This window comes from Flavobacterium sp. CG_23.5 (assembly GCF_017875765.1).
Lineage (GTDB): Bacteria > Bacteroidota > Bacteroidia > Flavobacteriales > Flavobacteriaceae > Flavobacterium.
Genome location: NZ_JAGGNA010000001.1, coordinates 2,257,471 through 2,273,529 on the forward strand (window position 1 = coordinate 2,257,471; position 16,059 = coordinate 2,273,529).

15 protein-coding genes are annotated in these 16,059 nt (G+C 30.2%); 12 read left to right on the top strand and 3 right to left on the bottom strand.

The features are described 5' to 3' along the window. The first annotated feature begins 25 nt into the window (after nucleotides 1–25). From H4V97_RS09670 to H4V97_RS09725, 12 genes are all read left to right on the top strand, one after another. Nucleotides 26–1,705, top strand: a complete 1,680-nt coding sequence (locus tag H4V97_RS09670) for a DUF6909 family protein (protein WP_209549586.1) — start codon at nucleotides 26–28, stop codon at nucleotides 1,703–1,705. Nucleotides 1,706–1,714: 9 nt separating this feature from the next. Further along, nucleotides 1,715–2,701: a hypothetical protein gene (locus H4V97_RS09675; protein WP_209549587.1), complete on the top strand. Its 987-nt coding sequence runs from the start codon at nucleotides 1,715–1,717 to the stop codon at nucleotides 2,699–2,701. A 38-nt stretch (nucleotides 2,702–2,739) separates the two neighbouring features. Continuing rightward, a complete protein-coding gene (locus H4V97_RS09680) occupies nucleotides 2,740–3,273 on the top strand; it encodes a hypothetical protein (protein WP_209549588.1) in 534 nt (177 codons plus the stop codon). A gap of 367 nt (nucleotides 3,274–3,640) precedes the next feature. Then, entirely contained in the window at nucleotides 3,641–4,924 is a 1,284-nt protein-coding gene (locus tag H4V97_RS09685; RefSeq protein WP_209549589.1) for a flippase, read from the top strand. Nucleotides 4,925–4,950: 26 nt separating this feature from the next. Beyond that, nucleotides 4,951–5,763 (top strand): glycosyltransferase family 2 protein, encoded by an 813-nt coding sequence (locus tag H4V97_RS09690; RefSeq protein ID WP_209549590.1) that lies wholly within the window; start codon nucleotides 4,951–4,953, stop codon nucleotides 5,761–5,763. A gap of 30 nt (nucleotides 5,764–5,793) precedes the next feature. Next, complete coding sequence (locus H4V97_RS09695; RefSeq protein ID WP_209549591.1) at nucleotides 5,794–7,053, top strand: O-antigen ligase family protein; 1,260 nt, start codon at nucleotides 5,794–5,796, stop codon at nucleotides 7,051–7,053. Continuing rightward, nucleotides 7,050–8,156, top strand: a complete 1,107-nt coding sequence (locus tag H4V97_RS09700; RefSeq protein ID WP_209549592.1) for a glycosyltransferase family 4 protein — start codon at nucleotides 7,050–7,052, stop codon at nucleotides 8,154–8,156. The genes H4V97_RS09695 and H4V97_RS09700 overlap by 4 nt, the downstream gene beginning before the upstream one ends. Before the next feature lie 38 nt (nucleotides 8,157–8,194). After that, nucleotides 8,195–9,301 (top strand): DUF1972 domain-containing protein, encoded by a 1,107-nt coding sequence (locus H4V97_RS09705; RefSeq protein WP_209549593.1) that lies wholly within the window; start codon nucleotides 8,195–8,197, stop codon nucleotides 9,299–9,301. Then, a complete protein-coding gene (locus tag H4V97_RS09710; protein ID WP_209549594.1) occupies nucleotides 9,243–10,568 on the top strand; it encodes an O-antigen ligase family protein in 1,326 nt (441 codons plus the stop codon). Before H4V97_RS09705 ends, H4V97_RS09710 begins: the two co-directional genes overlap by 59 nt. Before the next feature lie 8 nt (nucleotides 10,569–10,576). Next, nucleotides 10,577–11,560: a UDP-glucuronic acid decarboxylase family protein gene (locus H4V97_RS09715; RefSeq protein ID WP_209549595.1), complete on the top strand. Its 984-nt coding sequence runs from the start codon at nucleotides 10,577–10,579 to the stop codon at nucleotides 11,558–11,560. A 453-nt stretch (nucleotides 11,561–12,013) separates the two neighbouring features. Beyond that, entirely contained in the window at nucleotides 12,014–13,381 is a 1,368-nt protein-coding gene (locus H4V97_RS09720) for an undecaprenyl-phosphate glucose phosphotransferase (RefSeq protein ID WP_196851164.1), read from the top strand. 1 nt (nucleotide 13,382) lies between these two features. Next, nucleotides 13,383–14,156 carry a glycosyltransferase family 2 protein gene (locus H4V97_RS09725; RefSeq protein WP_196851163.1) on the top strand — a complete coding sequence of 258 codons (774 nt, stop codon included), beginning with the start codon at nucleotides 13,383–13,385 and terminating at the stop codon, nucleotides 14,154–14,156. On the opposite strand, the gene H4V97_RS09730 is transcribed toward H4V97_RS09725, so the two are convergent. From H4V97_RS09730 to H4V97_RS09740, 3 genes are read right to left on the bottom strand one after another with little or no spacing between them, the layout of a single operon-like run. After that, nucleotides 14,140–15,450: a phenylacetate--CoA ligase family protein gene (locus tag H4V97_RS09730; RefSeq protein WP_196851162.1), complete on the bottom strand. Its 1,311-nt coding sequence runs from the start codon at nucleotides 15,448–15,450 to the stop codon at nucleotides 14,140–14,142. The two genes, H4V97_RS09725 and H4V97_RS09730, sit on opposite strands and share 17 nt — an antisense overlap. Next, nucleotides 15,451–15,753, bottom strand: coding sequence for a HigA family addiction module antitoxin (locus H4V97_RS09735; protein ID WP_196851161.1), 303 nt, complete (start codon nucleotides 15,751–15,753; stop codon nucleotides 15,451–15,453). An 11-nt stretch (nucleotides 15,754–15,764) separates the two neighbouring features. Further along, entirely contained in the window at nucleotides 15,765–16,046 is a 282-nt protein-coding gene (locus H4V97_RS09740) for a type II toxin-antitoxin system RelE/ParE family toxin (protein ID WP_209549596.1), read from the bottom strand. Nucleotides 16,047–16,059: the final 13 nt, after the last annotated feature.

Consider the following 16,059-nt stretch of genomic DNA (forward strand, 5'->3'; position numbering starts at 1 on the left):
ATTTACGGGTTAGAAAATAAAAAGAATGAAAGAAACTAAAAATATATCAAGATCCAGAGCACAAGAATCATCGGCAGCTATTGAAAAAATGTACATCACGATGCGCCATTTATTCAATAGAGGTTTTTATAAACCAATGGGAATTTCTGGGGATACTTTACGCGAAGCCTTATTGGCGTTACGCCCTGAAATATATGGAAATATTGGTGAAGAAAAAGTAGAATTAAATGGGCTTTTATATGTTATTGAACGTCTTCCTTTAGGAATTGAAGAATGTCGTTTTATTAATTTAACTTCGGAAGAGGGATATTCCAAATCTCATTTTCAAGCGATTGTTCCGCCTAAAAGACGTCGTAATTGCTATAGAATTGACGAGGAACAAATGAATGTAGAAATTACCCGTGGACGTTCCGACATCTATGATATTTTGACGCATTTGACGTTTATTTTCATTGAATCCCATAAAATCAGAAATCGAGTTTTGCTGGATGACGCCGGTGAAGTATCGCGCGATTGGTTTAAACTGGAACAGGCGGTTTCCCAAAACAAAAAACTGACTCTTATAGAAAAAGAGAAAGCGATTTCACATGCTGCGAATATCCTTGGACGAACATTTGAAGAGGTTTTAGACATTTATGATTCATTTGGTTCCGCTGCCTCACCAGATCGTTTTTTACACGTAATTTTTTGGTTAGGAAAATTGGCAATCGAAGAGATTGTGAATGATAATAAAAGAACCATAACGTTCAGTCCTATTTTAAGAGAACGTTTAGGACATCACATTCATGGTGAAATATGGGCAACAAATATTAAGGAAGTTCTTAAAGAAAACGAACTTTTAGGACGACCTATTCATGTGATTAGTGCCAATATGCACAGTGTGATGAACTCTATTTTTGCAACCGAGGTTTTGAAAACCAAATTTAAAGGCAAAGCGGATTTCTTTATTTATGAAGAATTGAGCAAGCAGGGAGCAAATGAAGTTCGAAATCAAGTGGAAGAAGTAGCGCTGAAACACGGAATGATTTCGTTGCCCGATACTTCAGGAACTAATATTGATGTTCAAATTTTTGATACTGCCAAAATTGATTGGGCTAAATCATCGTTTCCAAAATCTAATTTAGGGGATAAACAACCCGTAATTATTGTCATGGACTATGCTTTTGGTGAGCAAGCTTATGAATGCATTGACGAGTTATTGAAACCGTATAAAAAAGAAACTTTACTCAACGTAGAATCCGTTTCTATAATGGGAAAAGCAGGTATTCTGGAAGGCGGAAAAGGCGATATTATGATTCCGAATGCTCATATCAATGAGGGAACGGCGGATAATTATTTTTTCGAAAATGAATTAACTGCGGATATGTTTGAAGGAAATGGTATTTCAGTTTTTGCGGGACCAATGGTTACTGTACTTGGAACTTCCTTACAAAACAGAGATTTATTGAAATTTTTTCACGAATCTACTTGGGGAGTTATTGGTCTGGAAATGGAAGGTTCTTATTATCAAAAAGCCATTCAATCCGCTTCCAAAATCAGGAAGAGTGTCCCATTGGATATTAAAGTGAGATATGCGTATTATGCTTCGGATAATCCACTTGAAACCGGAAGCACATTAGCTTCGGGTGGACTTGGAACGACAGGAGTAAAACCTACGTATTTGATTACCATTAAAATATTGGAACAACTTTTCAACGTAAAATAAGAAGACAATATGAGTACAAATGTACCCCAACCTAATCCAGAAGATCAGGAAATAGACTTATCACAAATTTCAAAAAAGATAGGAGGTTTTTTCGAGAAAATTAATGCTCTTATATTCAATGGCATTCGGTTTTTTATAAAAAATGCGATTGTAATTTTAATTTTGTTAGTAGTAGGAGTTGGTATTGGATTATTTTTAGACCAAACGCAAAAAAGTTATGATAGTCAAATCATTGTAACACCAAATTTTGGAAGCACCGATTATTTGTATTCAAAAATTGATTTGATCCAATCAAAAATCAATGAAGGAGACACGGTTTTTTTAAAAGAAGTTGTAGGTATAAATATACCTAAGAAATTAAAAAAAATAGAGATAAAACCCATTAATGATGTTTATAAATTTATTGAAAACAAAACTGAAAACTTTGAATTAATCAAGTTGATGGCGGAAGACGGGGATATTAAAAAAATTCTTGAAGATAATTTGACTAGTAAAAATTATATATTTCATACTATTTCTATGCAAACAAATGGAATAACGAATGATAAAGCAACGATTCAACCGTTGTTGAATTATTTTAATAAATCCGATTATTTTGCTAAAATTCAAAAGATTTCAATTAAAAATGTTGAAATAAAGATGAGTCAAAATGACACTATTATTTCACAAATTAATAATGTCTTAAATGGATTTTCTAATATGGTAAACGGTGCTCAAAAAAGCGATAAACTAGTTTATTATAATGAAAACACGCAACTAAATGACATTATTAAGACGAAGGATAATTTAATTAACGAGCAAGCATCTCACAGAGTCGAGCTTGTTGGATTAAATAAAATTGTAAAAGATGACAGTGCAGTATTGAATCTCGAAAGTCCTAGTGCTATCAATGGAAAATTAAAATTTGTTCTGCCAATTTTATTTATATTTGCATTCATAATATATTATTTTTTTGTTGCCTTTTATCGCAAACAAAAATTAAAATTGCAACAATAATTAAAGAATTAAATCCAATCACAGTAAAAGAAATATAAATGAAAGTAAAATTATTTTTTCTATGTTTATCAATGATATTATGTTTGATTTCGTGTAAAAAAGAAGTAAAAAAAGAAGAAAAAATTGACGATACAAAAAATTTATTTAAAGTCACTTTAGATTTAGTAATCAAGGAGAATGATACACTTCATTTGTATTATGCACAAGATTCTGCCGAAGATTATACTGAACAAAGCTCAATTTGGCTTCCTGTGCAAGGAAAAGAAGTAGGGCAGCAAGTTACTTTTAGTTTACCAAAAGATGTTCTGCCAATAAAAGTAAGATTTGATTTTGGAGTTAATAAAGAGAATAAGGAAATTATCTTGAATAAAGTTAAATTTAATTATTTTGACAGGAAGTTCGTAGCAGATGAAACCAATATTTTCAATTATTTCAGAGCAGACGAGAATGCTACAATTATTGATTATAAAACAAGATCATTAAAGAGGAAAGACCCTAACAGTGTTAAGGGAGCATCTTTATACCCCCATGATTTAGCAATAAAAACAGAAATTGAAAAACTTATAAAGTAAAAATGATAAAAGGAAGTTAGAAACTTCCTTTTATCATTTTTAGATAATATTTAAGGAATGAATTTAACTGCTACGGATATTAAAACTACAGTTATTTTTAGATTATATGATGCTGTTGATACGCTTAATAAATTGCCGCTCTCTTTCGATTTAGATCGACAGAAATTAATTAAATGTACAAATAAAGCAGATGACCACTATTTAAGAAAAATGCGCTTTGATTTTTTTTCTTCTTTAATAAACTCATGTGTATTTCTTCAATTCCCAACCTTTCAACTCAGATACATTGGGATTCCATATATGTAATGATTGATTGGCAACTATTGTATAATAAATTGTTTTGTGAAATTTAAAAGGTATCAAAAGAATGCTTAAAAAACTACTTGTGGATAAAGACATCATAGGTTTTATACTTTCTAAAGGGGGAATTATTTTTGCTTTTAGAATGATAGCGATGGCATTAAGTTTTCTTTCGATGTGGTTTATTAACCATTTTTACGGCGAAGCGGTTTTTGGAAGTTATACCATCGCTTTAACTGTATTACAAATTGTAGCGGTGGTTTTTGCTTTGGGAATTCCTAATGCTTTTGTGGGATTTACTGGAGAATTTGATGCGGATATAAAATCAAAAGGATTATTGATAAAAGTGAGTAAAATTGTACTCGTTGTTTCATCGTTCCCAATTTTATTTATTTCTTTTGGAGCTTCTTTTTTTTCCGAAGTGCTATTCAAAAAACCGAATCTCTATACGTACTTTTTAATATTGGGGTTTAGCGTTCCATTTATGATACTTCACGAAATAATTTGTTATTATTTTATTTCAATAAAAAAGTTTGTCGCTTATGGACTACTATTTTTTATATTACCGAATGTTCTTTTTATGGGATTATTGGCTATTTTTTATAAATATAATCTTACTGAATATTTCATTTTTCTGGCTTATGTAAGTTCAATTTTAATCACAGTAATTATTGGGTTTGTAGCTATTTTTCACAAAAAAGAAAAAATAATTTACCCTACAATATCATTTAAAGGAATTATAAATAAATCTTTTCCAATGATGTTGAGTGGTGTTTTTCTAATTTTATTAAACTGGACCGATATCCTTATGTTGGGTAGGATTGAAAACGAAAGCCAGATTGGGATTTACAATACGGCTTTTAAAATTGGTTATTTGACCCTTTTTTTTGTCGTTTCAATGAATGTGCTTATTATGCCAAAAGTATCAGAACTGTATTATAAAAATAATATCGCTGAAATGAAAAAGGTTATAAATAGGATTACTCAATTAGTAATTATTCTGACAATACCTTTAGCAGTAACTTTAATTTTTTTTAGTGAATTAATTTTAAAATTATTTGGTCCCGGTTTTGTTGCAGGCAAGAACACATTAATATTAATTACAATTGGGTCTCTTTTTAATGCTATGACTGGAAATGTAGATCAGATTTTAAATATGACAAACCATCAAAAGATAGTTAAAAACATATTTTTTTTAGGATTTTTATTAAATGTTATCCTAAATATTTTTTTGATACCTAAATATGGTATTGAAGGCGCAGCAACTTCAAGTTTAATAACAAACATAGTAGTTAACATTGTTTTTGTTATTATCATTAAAAAGAAACTAGGTTTCTTAACTTTTATGTAGATTTACCTTTTTATAACACTTAAACAATGCTTCCAGAACTTTCGGTAGTAATAGTAAACTTTAATGGATTAAGATATTTAAAAGGATGTTTTGATTCATTAGTTCAAAATCTAGACGGCATAGCATACGAAATTATTGTAATCGACAATAATTCTCATGACGAAAGCTGTTCCTTTATAAAAAAAAATTACCCTGAAATAGTCGTTATCGAATCAAAAATTAATCTTGGTTTTGGGAAAGCTAATAATGAAGCTGTAAAAATAGCTAGCGGAAAGTATTTGCTATTATTAAACAATGATACAATAATTCTTGAACGGTTAATGCCAGTTCTAGATTTTTTAAAAACGGATCAAACAATAGGCGCAATTGGTATTAAAATGCTGGATGGCAAAAGAAACTATCTTCCATCTGCGGGAAATTTCCCCAATTATAGAAATATGTTCCAAATGAAAAAACTTTTGGATAGAGGGAATGAATTTATAAAAGGAAATTTTACAGAGCGTTTTTATGAAGTAGATTGGCTAAGCGGATCTTTTTTACTTTTATTGACCAAGGTGTTCAATGAGATTGGGGGATTTGATGAAGACTATTTTTTATATGTGGAAGATGTTGATTTTTCCAAAAAACTAGCAAATAATGGATATAAAAGAGTTTTTTTGCCTCATTTTAGTTACATACATTTTATAGGGTTCACGAAGTCAAAAAACCATTTATTAGTAAAAGGATATGAGACCTATATTTCAAAACATTTCTTCGGACTTGAAAAAACTGGAATTAGGATTGTTTTGAAACTAAATAAATGGGTAAAAAACATAAAATCAATTTTAATAAAAGACTAAATAGTTTTTTTAACTACCAGATACAATCTGATGCATATAAGTAAATCTAGATTTTATACTATTCTATTTGTAATTGTACTTTTTTTACAATTGTATCTGCCTTCATTCAAGGCTAATTTGTTTATACAAGTAGGAATGGTGGCGCTTTACTTTTTGATTGAAAAAATTACAATAACTGAATCTTTTCTGATAAAAACAATACCCGTATTACTCCTTTTATTATTAGGTTTTGCAGGAACTTTGATTCATAAATATGAAGTTTACAATATTATAAAAGATATTTTTCATTTTTTGAAACCTGTTTTAGGGCTACTTGTCGGTTATCTATTTTATAAAAAAATCAACAATTTTAGTTACTTCATTAAGACAATTATTTTATGCGGATTTGCATCGGCAGTACTTCATTTTATAATTTTAATGGCAACAGCTGATTTGTTTTCCGGTTCAGTGGAGAGAATTAGAGAGTTTGGAAAAGACAATTTTTTGGAACTTTTCGCTGTTTTTTTCCTACTATATTATAAAAAATTCTACCAAGAGACCTTGTTCAGTAGCGTTTTAAAAAGAAAAGCGATTCTAATTGTACTTTTGGTTTCTAACATTTTATATTTTTCAAGAACAATGATTGTTGTAGCGATTATTCTTTTTTTATCAATTGAAGGACATACTATTTTGACCAAAAAAGCAATACGATTCTTGGCAGTTTTTACTCTTTTAATCATGCTGTTTTATGTCTTTTTGTTTTCTGTGAAAATAGAAAGAGACAAACCTGGAATGCAAGCATTTCTCTATAAAATAAAAATTGCGCCAGCTGAAATATTTAAAACAAAAATTGACCGAGAAAATCATAAAGATTTATGGGACCATTGGCGTGGGTATGAAGTAAAAAGAGCTTTTGCTTTAATGAAAGACAATCCCAGTAGTTTTGTTTTTGGGACCGGTTACGGGTCTTTAGTTAATCTAAAATTTTACGCACCATTAACAGGTGAAAAAAATGGAATCAAATACATTTCAGAGCTGCATAATGGGTATATGTATGTATTTTACAAAACGGGAGCTTTAGGAATTATAATTCTATTAATTTTTTTCACAATGCTGTATCGAACTGTATATTTCAACCAAAAAGACAAAAAATTTGTTACACTATTTATTTCGGCAATTGGGCTAATATATTTATTTACTACATTGACAATTACCGGAATTTATAACGGTCGAGATGTTATTATTTTTATTTTAGGAGCATTTCTGTATTTTGAGAGGAAGACAAATTTTCAAAAAGAAATTTCAGAATGAAAAATTTAAAAATTTTTGTTGATTGTCATGTTTTTGACGGAAGCCCACAAGGAACTACAAGTTATATTAAAGGACTGTATCAAGAGTTGATTAAGGACCAAACCAAAACCTTTTATTTTGCTTCTTATACCGGAAATCTTGAAAGCATTTTCGGGAAAAATAATAATGTGCATTATCTTCAATATTCATCAAAAAGTAAATATCTAAGATTATTATTTGATATTCCAGGTTTAATAAAAAAAAACAATATTGATTACGCCCATTTTCAATATATTGTGCCGCCAATAAAAAAATGCAAATACATTGTCACTATTCACGATGTTTTATTTTTAGATTTTCCAAGTTATTTTCCATTAGCATACAAGATTTCTAAAAAGATTCTTTTCAAATGGAGCGCAAAAAAGGCAGATATAGTTTTAACCGTTTCAGAATATTCTAAAAATAGAATTCAAGATCATTTCAAGATTGAAAACATTGAAGTAACACCAAATGCTGTCGAGGCTGTTTTTTTTGAAGAATATGACAAAAAAGCTGTAATGGAGGCTAATAAAGTTAATTATGGTTTAGCGAGTTATTTTTTATATCTGAGCCGCTGGGAAAAAAGAAAAAATCATCTGTTGTTATTAAAAGTTTTTGTTGAAAATAAATTTCATGAACAATTTCACTTAGTTTTTGTTGGAGACAATTTAATTACAAACACAACTTACAAACGTTATTTTAAAACGTTACCTAACGAGATAAAAGATAAAATTGTAATTCTAAACAAAGTTAATTTTGATGAATTACTGAATTTAATTCGAGGGGCATCACTTTCTATATATCCTTCAATTGCTGAAGGTTTTGGTATTCCGCCATTAGAAACTGCGGCAGCGCAAATTCCAACAATCTGCTCAAATACAACTGCAATGTCTGATTTTGACTTCTTCCAAAATAATTTATTTAATCCTTTTGATGAAAAGGATTTAAAAGATAAAATAATTGCTGGTCTGAATCCACAAAACTTTTATTCTATTTCGAAAGCAATTAAAGATAAATACAATTGGAAAATAGCTGCATCAGTACTTTTCAAAGCAATAAACGACAATCAAAATCACTCGATATAAACTAAAAAAATGCTAATTATAAAATTTAGTAAAAACATATGAAAATAGCCATTTTAGGTACTCGGGGTATACCAAATTATTACTCTGGTTTTGAGCAATTTGCCGAATTTTTTTCAGTGTTCCTAGTAAATAAAGGGCATGAAGTATATGTCTATAATTCTCACAATCATCCCTTTCAAGAAAAACTTTTTCATGGAGTTCATATTATCCATCAAAATGATCCAGAGCACAAAATTGGGACTTTTGGTCAATTCATTTATGATTACAATTGCATTATGGATTCTCGCAAAAGAAATTTTGATATCATTTTGCAGTTGGGTTATACCAGTAATTCAATATGGTCGTTTCTTTTACCACGAAAATCGATCATCATTACTAATATGGACGGATTAGAGTGGAAACGGACCAAATATTCTAAACCAGTTCGTCAATTTCTTAAATTTGCCGAAAGATTAGCAGTTATAAGCAGTGATTATTTAGTGGCGGATTCGTTAGGAATCCAGAGTATTTTGAAAGAAAAATATAATAAAAAATCAACCTATATTGCCTATGGTGCTAATCCTTTTAAAAATACCAACGAATCGATATTATTAGATTATCAGTTGTCAAAATATAAGTACAACATGATAATGGCTCGATTTGAACCAGAAAATAATCTTGACATGGTTTTAGAAGGGTTGGTCTTAAGCAATATTAAAACTGAAATTATTGTTGTTGGAAATCATCAGACAAAATATGGAGCGTTTTTAAAGAATAAATTTAAACAGTACTCAAATATTAAATTCTTAGGTGGAATTTATAACTTAGATCACTTAAACAATTTAAGATACTATTCTAATTTGTATTTTCATGGACATTCTGTGGGAGGGACTAATCCATCTCTTTTAGAAGCAATGGCTTCGAGAGCCTTGATTATTGCTCATGATAATATTTTTAATAAAGCTATTTTACAAGAAAACTCATTTTATTTTTCAAATGCTCAAGAGGTAAAAGAGCTTTTTTTGACAGTAAATAAAGAGATGAATTCAAATTTCGTTCAAAATAATTTTGACACGATTGTTAATGATTTTAATTGGGATAAAATTAATGGAGACTACCTGCAATTATTTGAAGAATGCATGTCAAGAAATAAAATTGGAAAGTAAACAAAACCTTAATTTGCTGGCTTTAATAGTAGTTTTGCTTACTTTACCTTTGAGTTATGCGGTTAATAGTATTACTATATTATTCTTTGCATTAACAGCTTTATTTTCTTTCAGAAAAAATAATTTTAGAATTGAAAAATACCTGATTGCGCCAATTATTTTATATCTTTTGATGGTAATTTCAATATTTTGGAGTCAGGATGTAAATGCGACATTAAAAGCGATTTCAAAAGAACTTCCTTTATTGATTTTTCCAATTTGCTTTATGGCAATGCCTGCATTAGATGAAAATAAAAAACAATTTGTTTTAAAATATTTTAGTTTTGGTATGTTCTTTTACATGGTTTTCTACTTGATTAAAGCCATAATTAGGTATTTAATTACAAAAAACAGCGCAGTATTCTTTTACCACGATTTAGTAAATGAAGATCTTAATGCTATACATGTTTCGGTTTATATGAGTGTCGCATTTTTTTATTTTTATACAAAAATATCAGAATCAAATTTATTTAAAACAATCTCTTTTTTATTTGCGATATTTATTTTTCTATTGTCATCAAAGAATATAATTATAGTTTTTGTATTCCTAGTTGTATTTTATGAGTTTTATAATTTTAAAAAGAGTTTGGCGCGAAAAAAGACAATGATTGGTTTAATTGTAATGGGGTTGTTACTATTAGTGTTGTCTCCTAGAATTAGAGACCGCTTTTCATCTGAATTTCATTCGAACACCAGTACTACTGGTAATAATAAGCTTGATATACAAGGAAATGTAAATTATGTAAATGTTCATCAAGCTTGGACGCAACAAAAATTCCAACAAAACGATTATTTTTCCGGTACTGCTTTTAGAGTGTATCAAATCAGGATTTTTAAAGAAATGCTGCAGGAAGATCCAATTCTATTTACGGGCTACGGACTTAACGCAACTGCTTTTAAAATTAAAGAAATGGGAAAAAAACACGCCATTTTTTCCGGGGATAGCACTCATGATGGTTATCAAAATAAAAATTTCCACAATGAATATATTCAACTTTTTGCTGAAATGGGTATTTTCGGTTTTTTATTAATTGTTGCGATTGTTATCTTAAATTTAATTAAAGGCATTCAATCAAAAGATTTCGTTCATATTTCTTTTGCAGTCCTAACGATTAGTTTATTTTTGACCGAATCATTTTTATCTCGGCAACGAGGAATTGTTTTTTTTACGATAATGTATTGTCTTTTTAATTCATCAACAACTTCAAAAGACATCAAAATAAGCTAAAAATCTATATGAAAAGAATACTTATTACCGGAGCTGCAGGATTTTTAGGATCACATCTTTGTGACCGTTTTATAAAAGAAGGTTATTTTGTCATTGGCATGGATAATCTCATTACAGGGGATTTAAAAAACATAGAACATCTATTCAAATTAGAACATTTTGAATTTTATCACCATGATATTACAAAATTCGTCCATGTTCCCGGAGATTTAGATTATATATTGCATTTTGCATCACCAGCAAGCCCTATTGATTATTTGAAAATTCCGATACAAACCTTAAAAGTCGGTTCACTTGGCACGCATAATCTTTTAGGATTGGCACGTGTCAAGAAGGCGAGAATCCTTATTGCATCTACTTCGGAGGTGTATGGAGATCCATTGGTTCATCCACAAACCGAAGAATATTATGGAAACGTAAATACTATAGGTCCAAGAGGCGTTTATGATGAAGCCAAGCGTTTTCAGGAATCGATAACGATGGCGTATCATACTTTTCACGGAGTGGAAACCCGAATTGTTAGAATTTTCAATACGTATGGACCACGAATGAGACTCAATGACGGAAGAGTGATTCCTGCATTTATAGGACAGGCACTTCGTGGTGAAGATTTGACCATTTTTGGCGATGGAATGCAAACGCGCTCTTTTTGTTATGTAGATGACCAAGTGGAAGGTATTTTCAGATTATTGCATTCCAATTATGTTTTACCTGTAAATATTGGTAACCCAGATGAAATCACCATTAAAGATTTTGCTGAGGAAATCATTAAATTGACCGGAACAAATCAAAAAATAGTATATTTTCCATTGCCAATAAATGATCCTTTACAACGACAACCCGACATAACAAAAGCAAAAAAATTATTGGGATGGGAAGCCAAGGTAAACCGTGCCGAAGGAATGAAAATTACCTATGAGTATTTTAAATCGTTGTCAAAAGAGGAGCTTTCAAAAGAGGAACATAAAGATTTTTCAAGTTATATAAAGTAGAGAATTTTAATTGGATGAAAAGGAGCGCTATTCTTTTAGTGTTTTAATGTTTATATTAATTGACCGAATTAATTGTAGATTTCTTATAAAAAATCAATAAAAGTTAAAGGGTTAGGAATTAATTTTGATGTTGTATAGTTTTAATATACATTGAGTTTAATTAAAAATGAAATAATAACAGCACATTTACTGTAATAGATTGTGTGGGTGATTGAGTAGTTAAAAAACAAATGTGAAGGAAGTAATAATAAATTAATTTTTATATGTTTTTCTGGAAGTTGATTTTTTAAAATTACTATTTGCTAACCAAAAGTCAAAACAGATAATATGTTGGAAAGCCAAAGTAAACCGATACGAAATGATAACCATTACCTGCAGCTGTTTCAATTCAATGGCAACAGGGATTTTTTTAAAAAAATTGATAAAGTACCGAACAGGTTATATTCGTTAATTATGACTGCATTTCAAACAGGAAGATATTCAAAATACATAAGACCGATTAGTGTTGCCACAGATTTATTGGTCATTTCTGTTATGAGCCTATTTTTCTTTAAAGAACTTAATTTAAACATTGAAATTTATCTTATTTATCAATCAGTTGGATGGATTTGCACTGCTGTTTTTATACAGTTTTATGATGTATATCGCTTTACTACACCAATCGAAATTATTTCAAAAATAATTAAGCAATCTGTCTTATTTTTGCTTATTGTCATTGCTTATTTTCCTTTCTCAAAACAGGTTGTTTTTAGCGGTAATACTATCGCTCTTTTTATAAGTTCTAGCATATTGCTGATTACTTTATCAAAATTCATGCTGTTTTATTATCTAAAAGAATATAGAATAGTAACCGGAAGTAATTACAGAAGCGCAGTAATCATTGGATATACACCAGAGGCAATTCAATTAAAAAATCTTTTCGAAACCAGAAACGATTACGGTTATCGATTTTTGGGTTATTTTTCCGATAAGAAATCGAATCAAAACATCAAAGGTAAGTTGGCAGATTTAAAGCCTTTTGTAATTGAAAATTGTGTTCATGAAATATATTGTTCATTAAATGAAATCTCCAACGTTGAGTTGAAAGATTTAATTGATTTTGCCGATGAAAATAACAAAACAATAAAATTCATACCAGACACAAAAGAGATTTTTTCAAAGAATTTGAAAATAGATTATTACGATTTTTTCCCGGTTCTTTCCTTAAAGAAAACAATTTTGCATGAACCTTTAATAAAGATATTTAAAAGGGTTTTTGATATTGTTTTTTCATCGCTTGTTGTAATATTTCTTTTATCTTGGCTAGTGCCTTTATTAGCTATTTTGATAAAATTGGAGTCTAAAGGGCCTATTTTTTTTAAGCAAGGCAGACCTGGAATTGATGAAAATGAATTTTTTTGTTATAAGTTTCGTTCGATGAGAATCAATGGAACAACCGAAAATGAGGCTTCCAAAAATGATCCGCGTGTCACCCGTATCGGTAAATTTATGAGAAAAACAAGCATAGATGAAATGCCGCAATTTTTGAATGTTTTACTGGGTGATATGTCAGTTGTAGGCCCTCGTCCGCATCTTTGGGCACAAAATAAATCATATGGAAAAAAAATAAAAAAATATATGGTGCGTCATTGCGTTAAACCTGGCATTACGGGTTTAGCTCAAGTTAGCGGCTGTCGAGGTGAAATTGAAACCGAAAAAGATATGATTAACCGAGTTAATTTTGATATTTTTTACATCGAAAACTGGTCGCTTATCTTGGATTTAGAAATTATTTTGCAAACGGTTGTCAATATTTTTAAAGGCGAAGAAAAAGCATATTAAAATGGAAACAGCATTAGTATCTATTATTACACCTTCTTTCAATTCTGAAAAATTCATTGCAGAAACGATTCAATCCGTGCAAAATCAAACCTACCAAAACTGGGAAATGATTATTGTTGATGATTGTTCTTCGGACAAAACAGTTTCAATTGCGGAAGAAATTGCAATTAACGATAGAAGAATTAAAATTTATACACTCGAAAAAAATTCAGGAACCGGAATTGCCAGAAACACCGCTTTAAACAAGACTTCGGGGAAATATATTTCATTTTTAGATGCTGATGATTTATGGAAACCAGAGAAATTGGAAAAACAAATAAATTTCCTAAAAAGCAACCATTTACCGTTTTCCTTTTCTTTTTACGAATGTATTGATGAAGAAGGGAAGTCATTAAAGAAACGAGTGGAATCACCCAGAAATCTTTCCTATCAACAGTTGTTTTTTTGTAATTATGTTGGGAATCTTACGGGTATTTACGATGTTGATTATTTCGGAAAGATTAATATTTCATCTATCAGAAAACGCCAAGATTGGATGCTTTGGCTCACGATTCTCAAAAAAATTAAATCTGCTCAACCTGTTCCTGAAAGTTTGGCTTATTACAGAATTAGAGAAAACTCAATCTCTGCTTCAAAATTAGATTTATTAAAGCATAATTTTGCCGTTTACAGAAGGTTTCACGGATTCAATTTGGTTGTGGCAACAATTTGTATGATAGGATTTTTATTTACGCAATTGTTAATAAAACCGCGCTACATTAAAGCATCGATTTAAACTGCTTCAATTTGCCACGATTACTTCTTTCCAAAGTACTTTTTCGAATAAAACTGAAGTTTAAATTAGGTTCTAAATACAACTCAATTGCTTTTCTAATTTTTTGAATTTGTGCCAAATTTAATTCGGTTTCACTAACGTATTCAATTTCAAAACAATCCATTTTTGTTTGTTTAATAATGAATTCTTTTACGTTTCCATCGTCTTCAATAATGCTTTTTGTCACATAATAAAAGGTCAGTCCGGGAGATTTTTTACCGCTTGGCAAAATCGCAACGTCATTAGTTCGACCAACTAATTTTTTGAGAATGGGTTTTTTTAAGGTGCTTTTTTCGTCCAAAATCCCAATATCACCTATGTCATATCGAATAAACGGATGCGCTTTATTGAACAAGGAAGTGATGACAACGCGACCTTCTTGACCATACGGTAAAACAATGTCGTTTTCATCCAAAATTTCCACAAACAGCGTTTCTGAATTCACTTGCCATTGTCCTTCGGGATTCTGAAAAGCAATTAAATCCAGTTCTGATGCGCCGTATTCATTGACAATAGGGATTCCAAATTGTTTTTCCAGCACTATTTTATCATCTTCAAAAAGCATTTCGGAAGTAACCATACACACTTTTAACGAAGGACAAATATCTTTTAATACGATATTTTTCTTCTGTAAAAATTTGGCAAACAAAACAATCGAACTCGTGTAGCCATTGATATAATCGAATTTTTTATGATAAAACTTTTTCAGCATCTTTTCTAAAACAGCATCTGATAAATCGAAAATAGAGAATCGAAACCGATTACTCAAAAAATCCTTGAACCGTTCTTTTTTGTTGCCAATAAAATCCATTGGAATTCCATAAAAACGGGCTTGATAGGAACTGTTGAAATCAATTCCGTACCAGCCGAAACGATAGATATTAGAAGCCCAAGTTAATGCATGACTGTATTTGTCTTTGGCAAAAATAAATGGATCACCGCTGGAACCGGAAGTCTTATTAACGTAAACATTTTTTGGAGTATAGCCTTTCGAAAGTCGTTCCAATAATGGTTTTTGTAAATTTTGTTTATTTAAAACAGGTAAATCATGCCAGTTTTTATCATTTTTTAAACCAATTAATTCCCGATAAAAAGGATTGTTTTGCATATGAAATGCAACAATTTCTCTTTTTTTATTATCGACAAAAATTTTGTGGTCTTCAGCTGATAGAGCAACAATTTTTTGCAATTCGGATTTGGCTTCCTTCATTGGGAAACCATTTATTTGGAGTGATAAGTCGAATAGTGGAAACATCTAAGCTATATTTTTAGTAGCAAAACGTTTGATGGATTGCAGTTCTTGTGCTTTATTTTCTTGTTCTTCTTCAATATCAAAATCATCCTGAAGTCCTAACCAAAATTTTGCAGAATTGCCAAAATACAGACTCAAACGCAAAGCGGTATCAGCCGTAATTCGTCGGTTTCCTTTAGTAATTTCAGAAATTCTGGTTTGCGGAATTTTCAGTTCCTTTGCTAATCGGTAGGCGGATATTTCTAAAGGAATAAGAAATTCTTCCAATAAAATTTCACCAGGATGTATATTTTTTAATTTTTCCATTTTAAGAACTTTTAATGGTAATCTATAATTTCGACATTAGCAACATTTCCTTTTTCCCAAATAAAAATAATCCGCCATTGACTGTTAATCCGAATACTGTAATAGGTATTCAAGTCGCCTTTTAATTTTTCTAATCGATTGGAAGGAGGAATGCTCAAATCTATTAAATCTTGAGAGTTATTAAGCATTCTTAGCTTTCTTCGGGCTATTTGTTGTATTTCTATTGATGGTTTTTTTACCACAATTCCATTCCATATTTTTTCAGTTTCTTTGGATCCAAATGAAATTATCATATCTTTTACGTTA

Bases quoted from the DNA above. Each gene is read 5' to 3' on its own strand.
- H4V97_RS09680 (WP_209549588.1), top strand. From the start codon at position 2,740: ATGAAAGTAAAATTATTTTTTCTATGTTTATCAATGATATTATGTTTG.
- H4V97_RS09670 (WP_209549586.1), top strand. From the start codon at position 26: ATGAAAGAAACTAAAAATATATCAAGATCCAGAGCACAAGAATCATCG.
- H4V97_RS09675 (WP_209549587.1), top strand. From the start codon at position 1,715: ATGAGTACAAATGTACCCCAACCTAATCCAGAAGATCAGGAAATAGAC.
- H4V97_RS09740 (WP_209549596.1), bottom strand. From the start codon at position 16,046: ATGATAATTTCATTTGGATCCAAAGAAACTGAAAAAATATGGAATGGA.
- H4V97_RS09725 (WP_196851163.1), top strand. From the start codon at position 13,383: ATGGAAACAGCATTAGTATCTATTATTACACCTTCTTTCAATTCTGAA.
- H4V97_RS09720 (WP_196851164.1), top strand. From the start codon at position 12,014: ATGACTGCATTTCAAACAGGAAGATATTCAAAATACATAAGACCGATT.
- H4V97_RS09705 (WP_209549593.1), top strand. From the start codon at position 8,195: ATGAAAATAGCCATTTTAGGTACTCGGGGTATACCAAATTATTACTCT.
- H4V97_RS09735 (WP_196851161.1), bottom strand. From the start codon at position 15,753: ATGGAAAAATTAAAAAATATACATCCTGGTGAAATTTTATTGGAAGAA.
- H4V97_RS09700 (WP_209549592.1), top strand. From the start codon at position 7,050: ATGAAAAATTTAAAAATTTTTGTTGATTGTCATGTTTTTGACGGAAGC.
- H4V97_RS09690 (WP_209549590.1), top strand. From the start codon at position 4,951: ATGCTTCCAGAACTTTCGGTAGTAATAGTAAACTTTAATGGATTAAGA.
- H4V97_RS09715 (WP_209549595.1), top strand. From the start codon at position 10,577: ATGAAAAGAATACTTATTACCGGAGCTGCAGGATTTTTAGGATCACAT.
- H4V97_RS09685 (WP_209549589.1), top strand. From the start codon at position 3,641: ATGCTTAAAAAACTACTTGTGGATAAAGACATCATAGGTTTTATACTT.
- H4V97_RS09710 (WP_209549594.1), top strand. From the start codon at position 9,243: ATGGAGACTACCTGCAATTATTTGAAGAATGCATGTCAAGAAATAAAA.
- H4V97_RS09730 (WP_196851162.1), bottom strand. From the start codon at position 15,450: ATGTTTCCACTATTCGACTTATCACTCCAAATAAATGGTTTCCCAATG.
- H4V97_RS09695 (WP_209549591.1), top strand. From the start codon at position 5,794: ATGCATATAAGTAAATCTAGATTTTATACTATTCTATTTGTAATTGTA.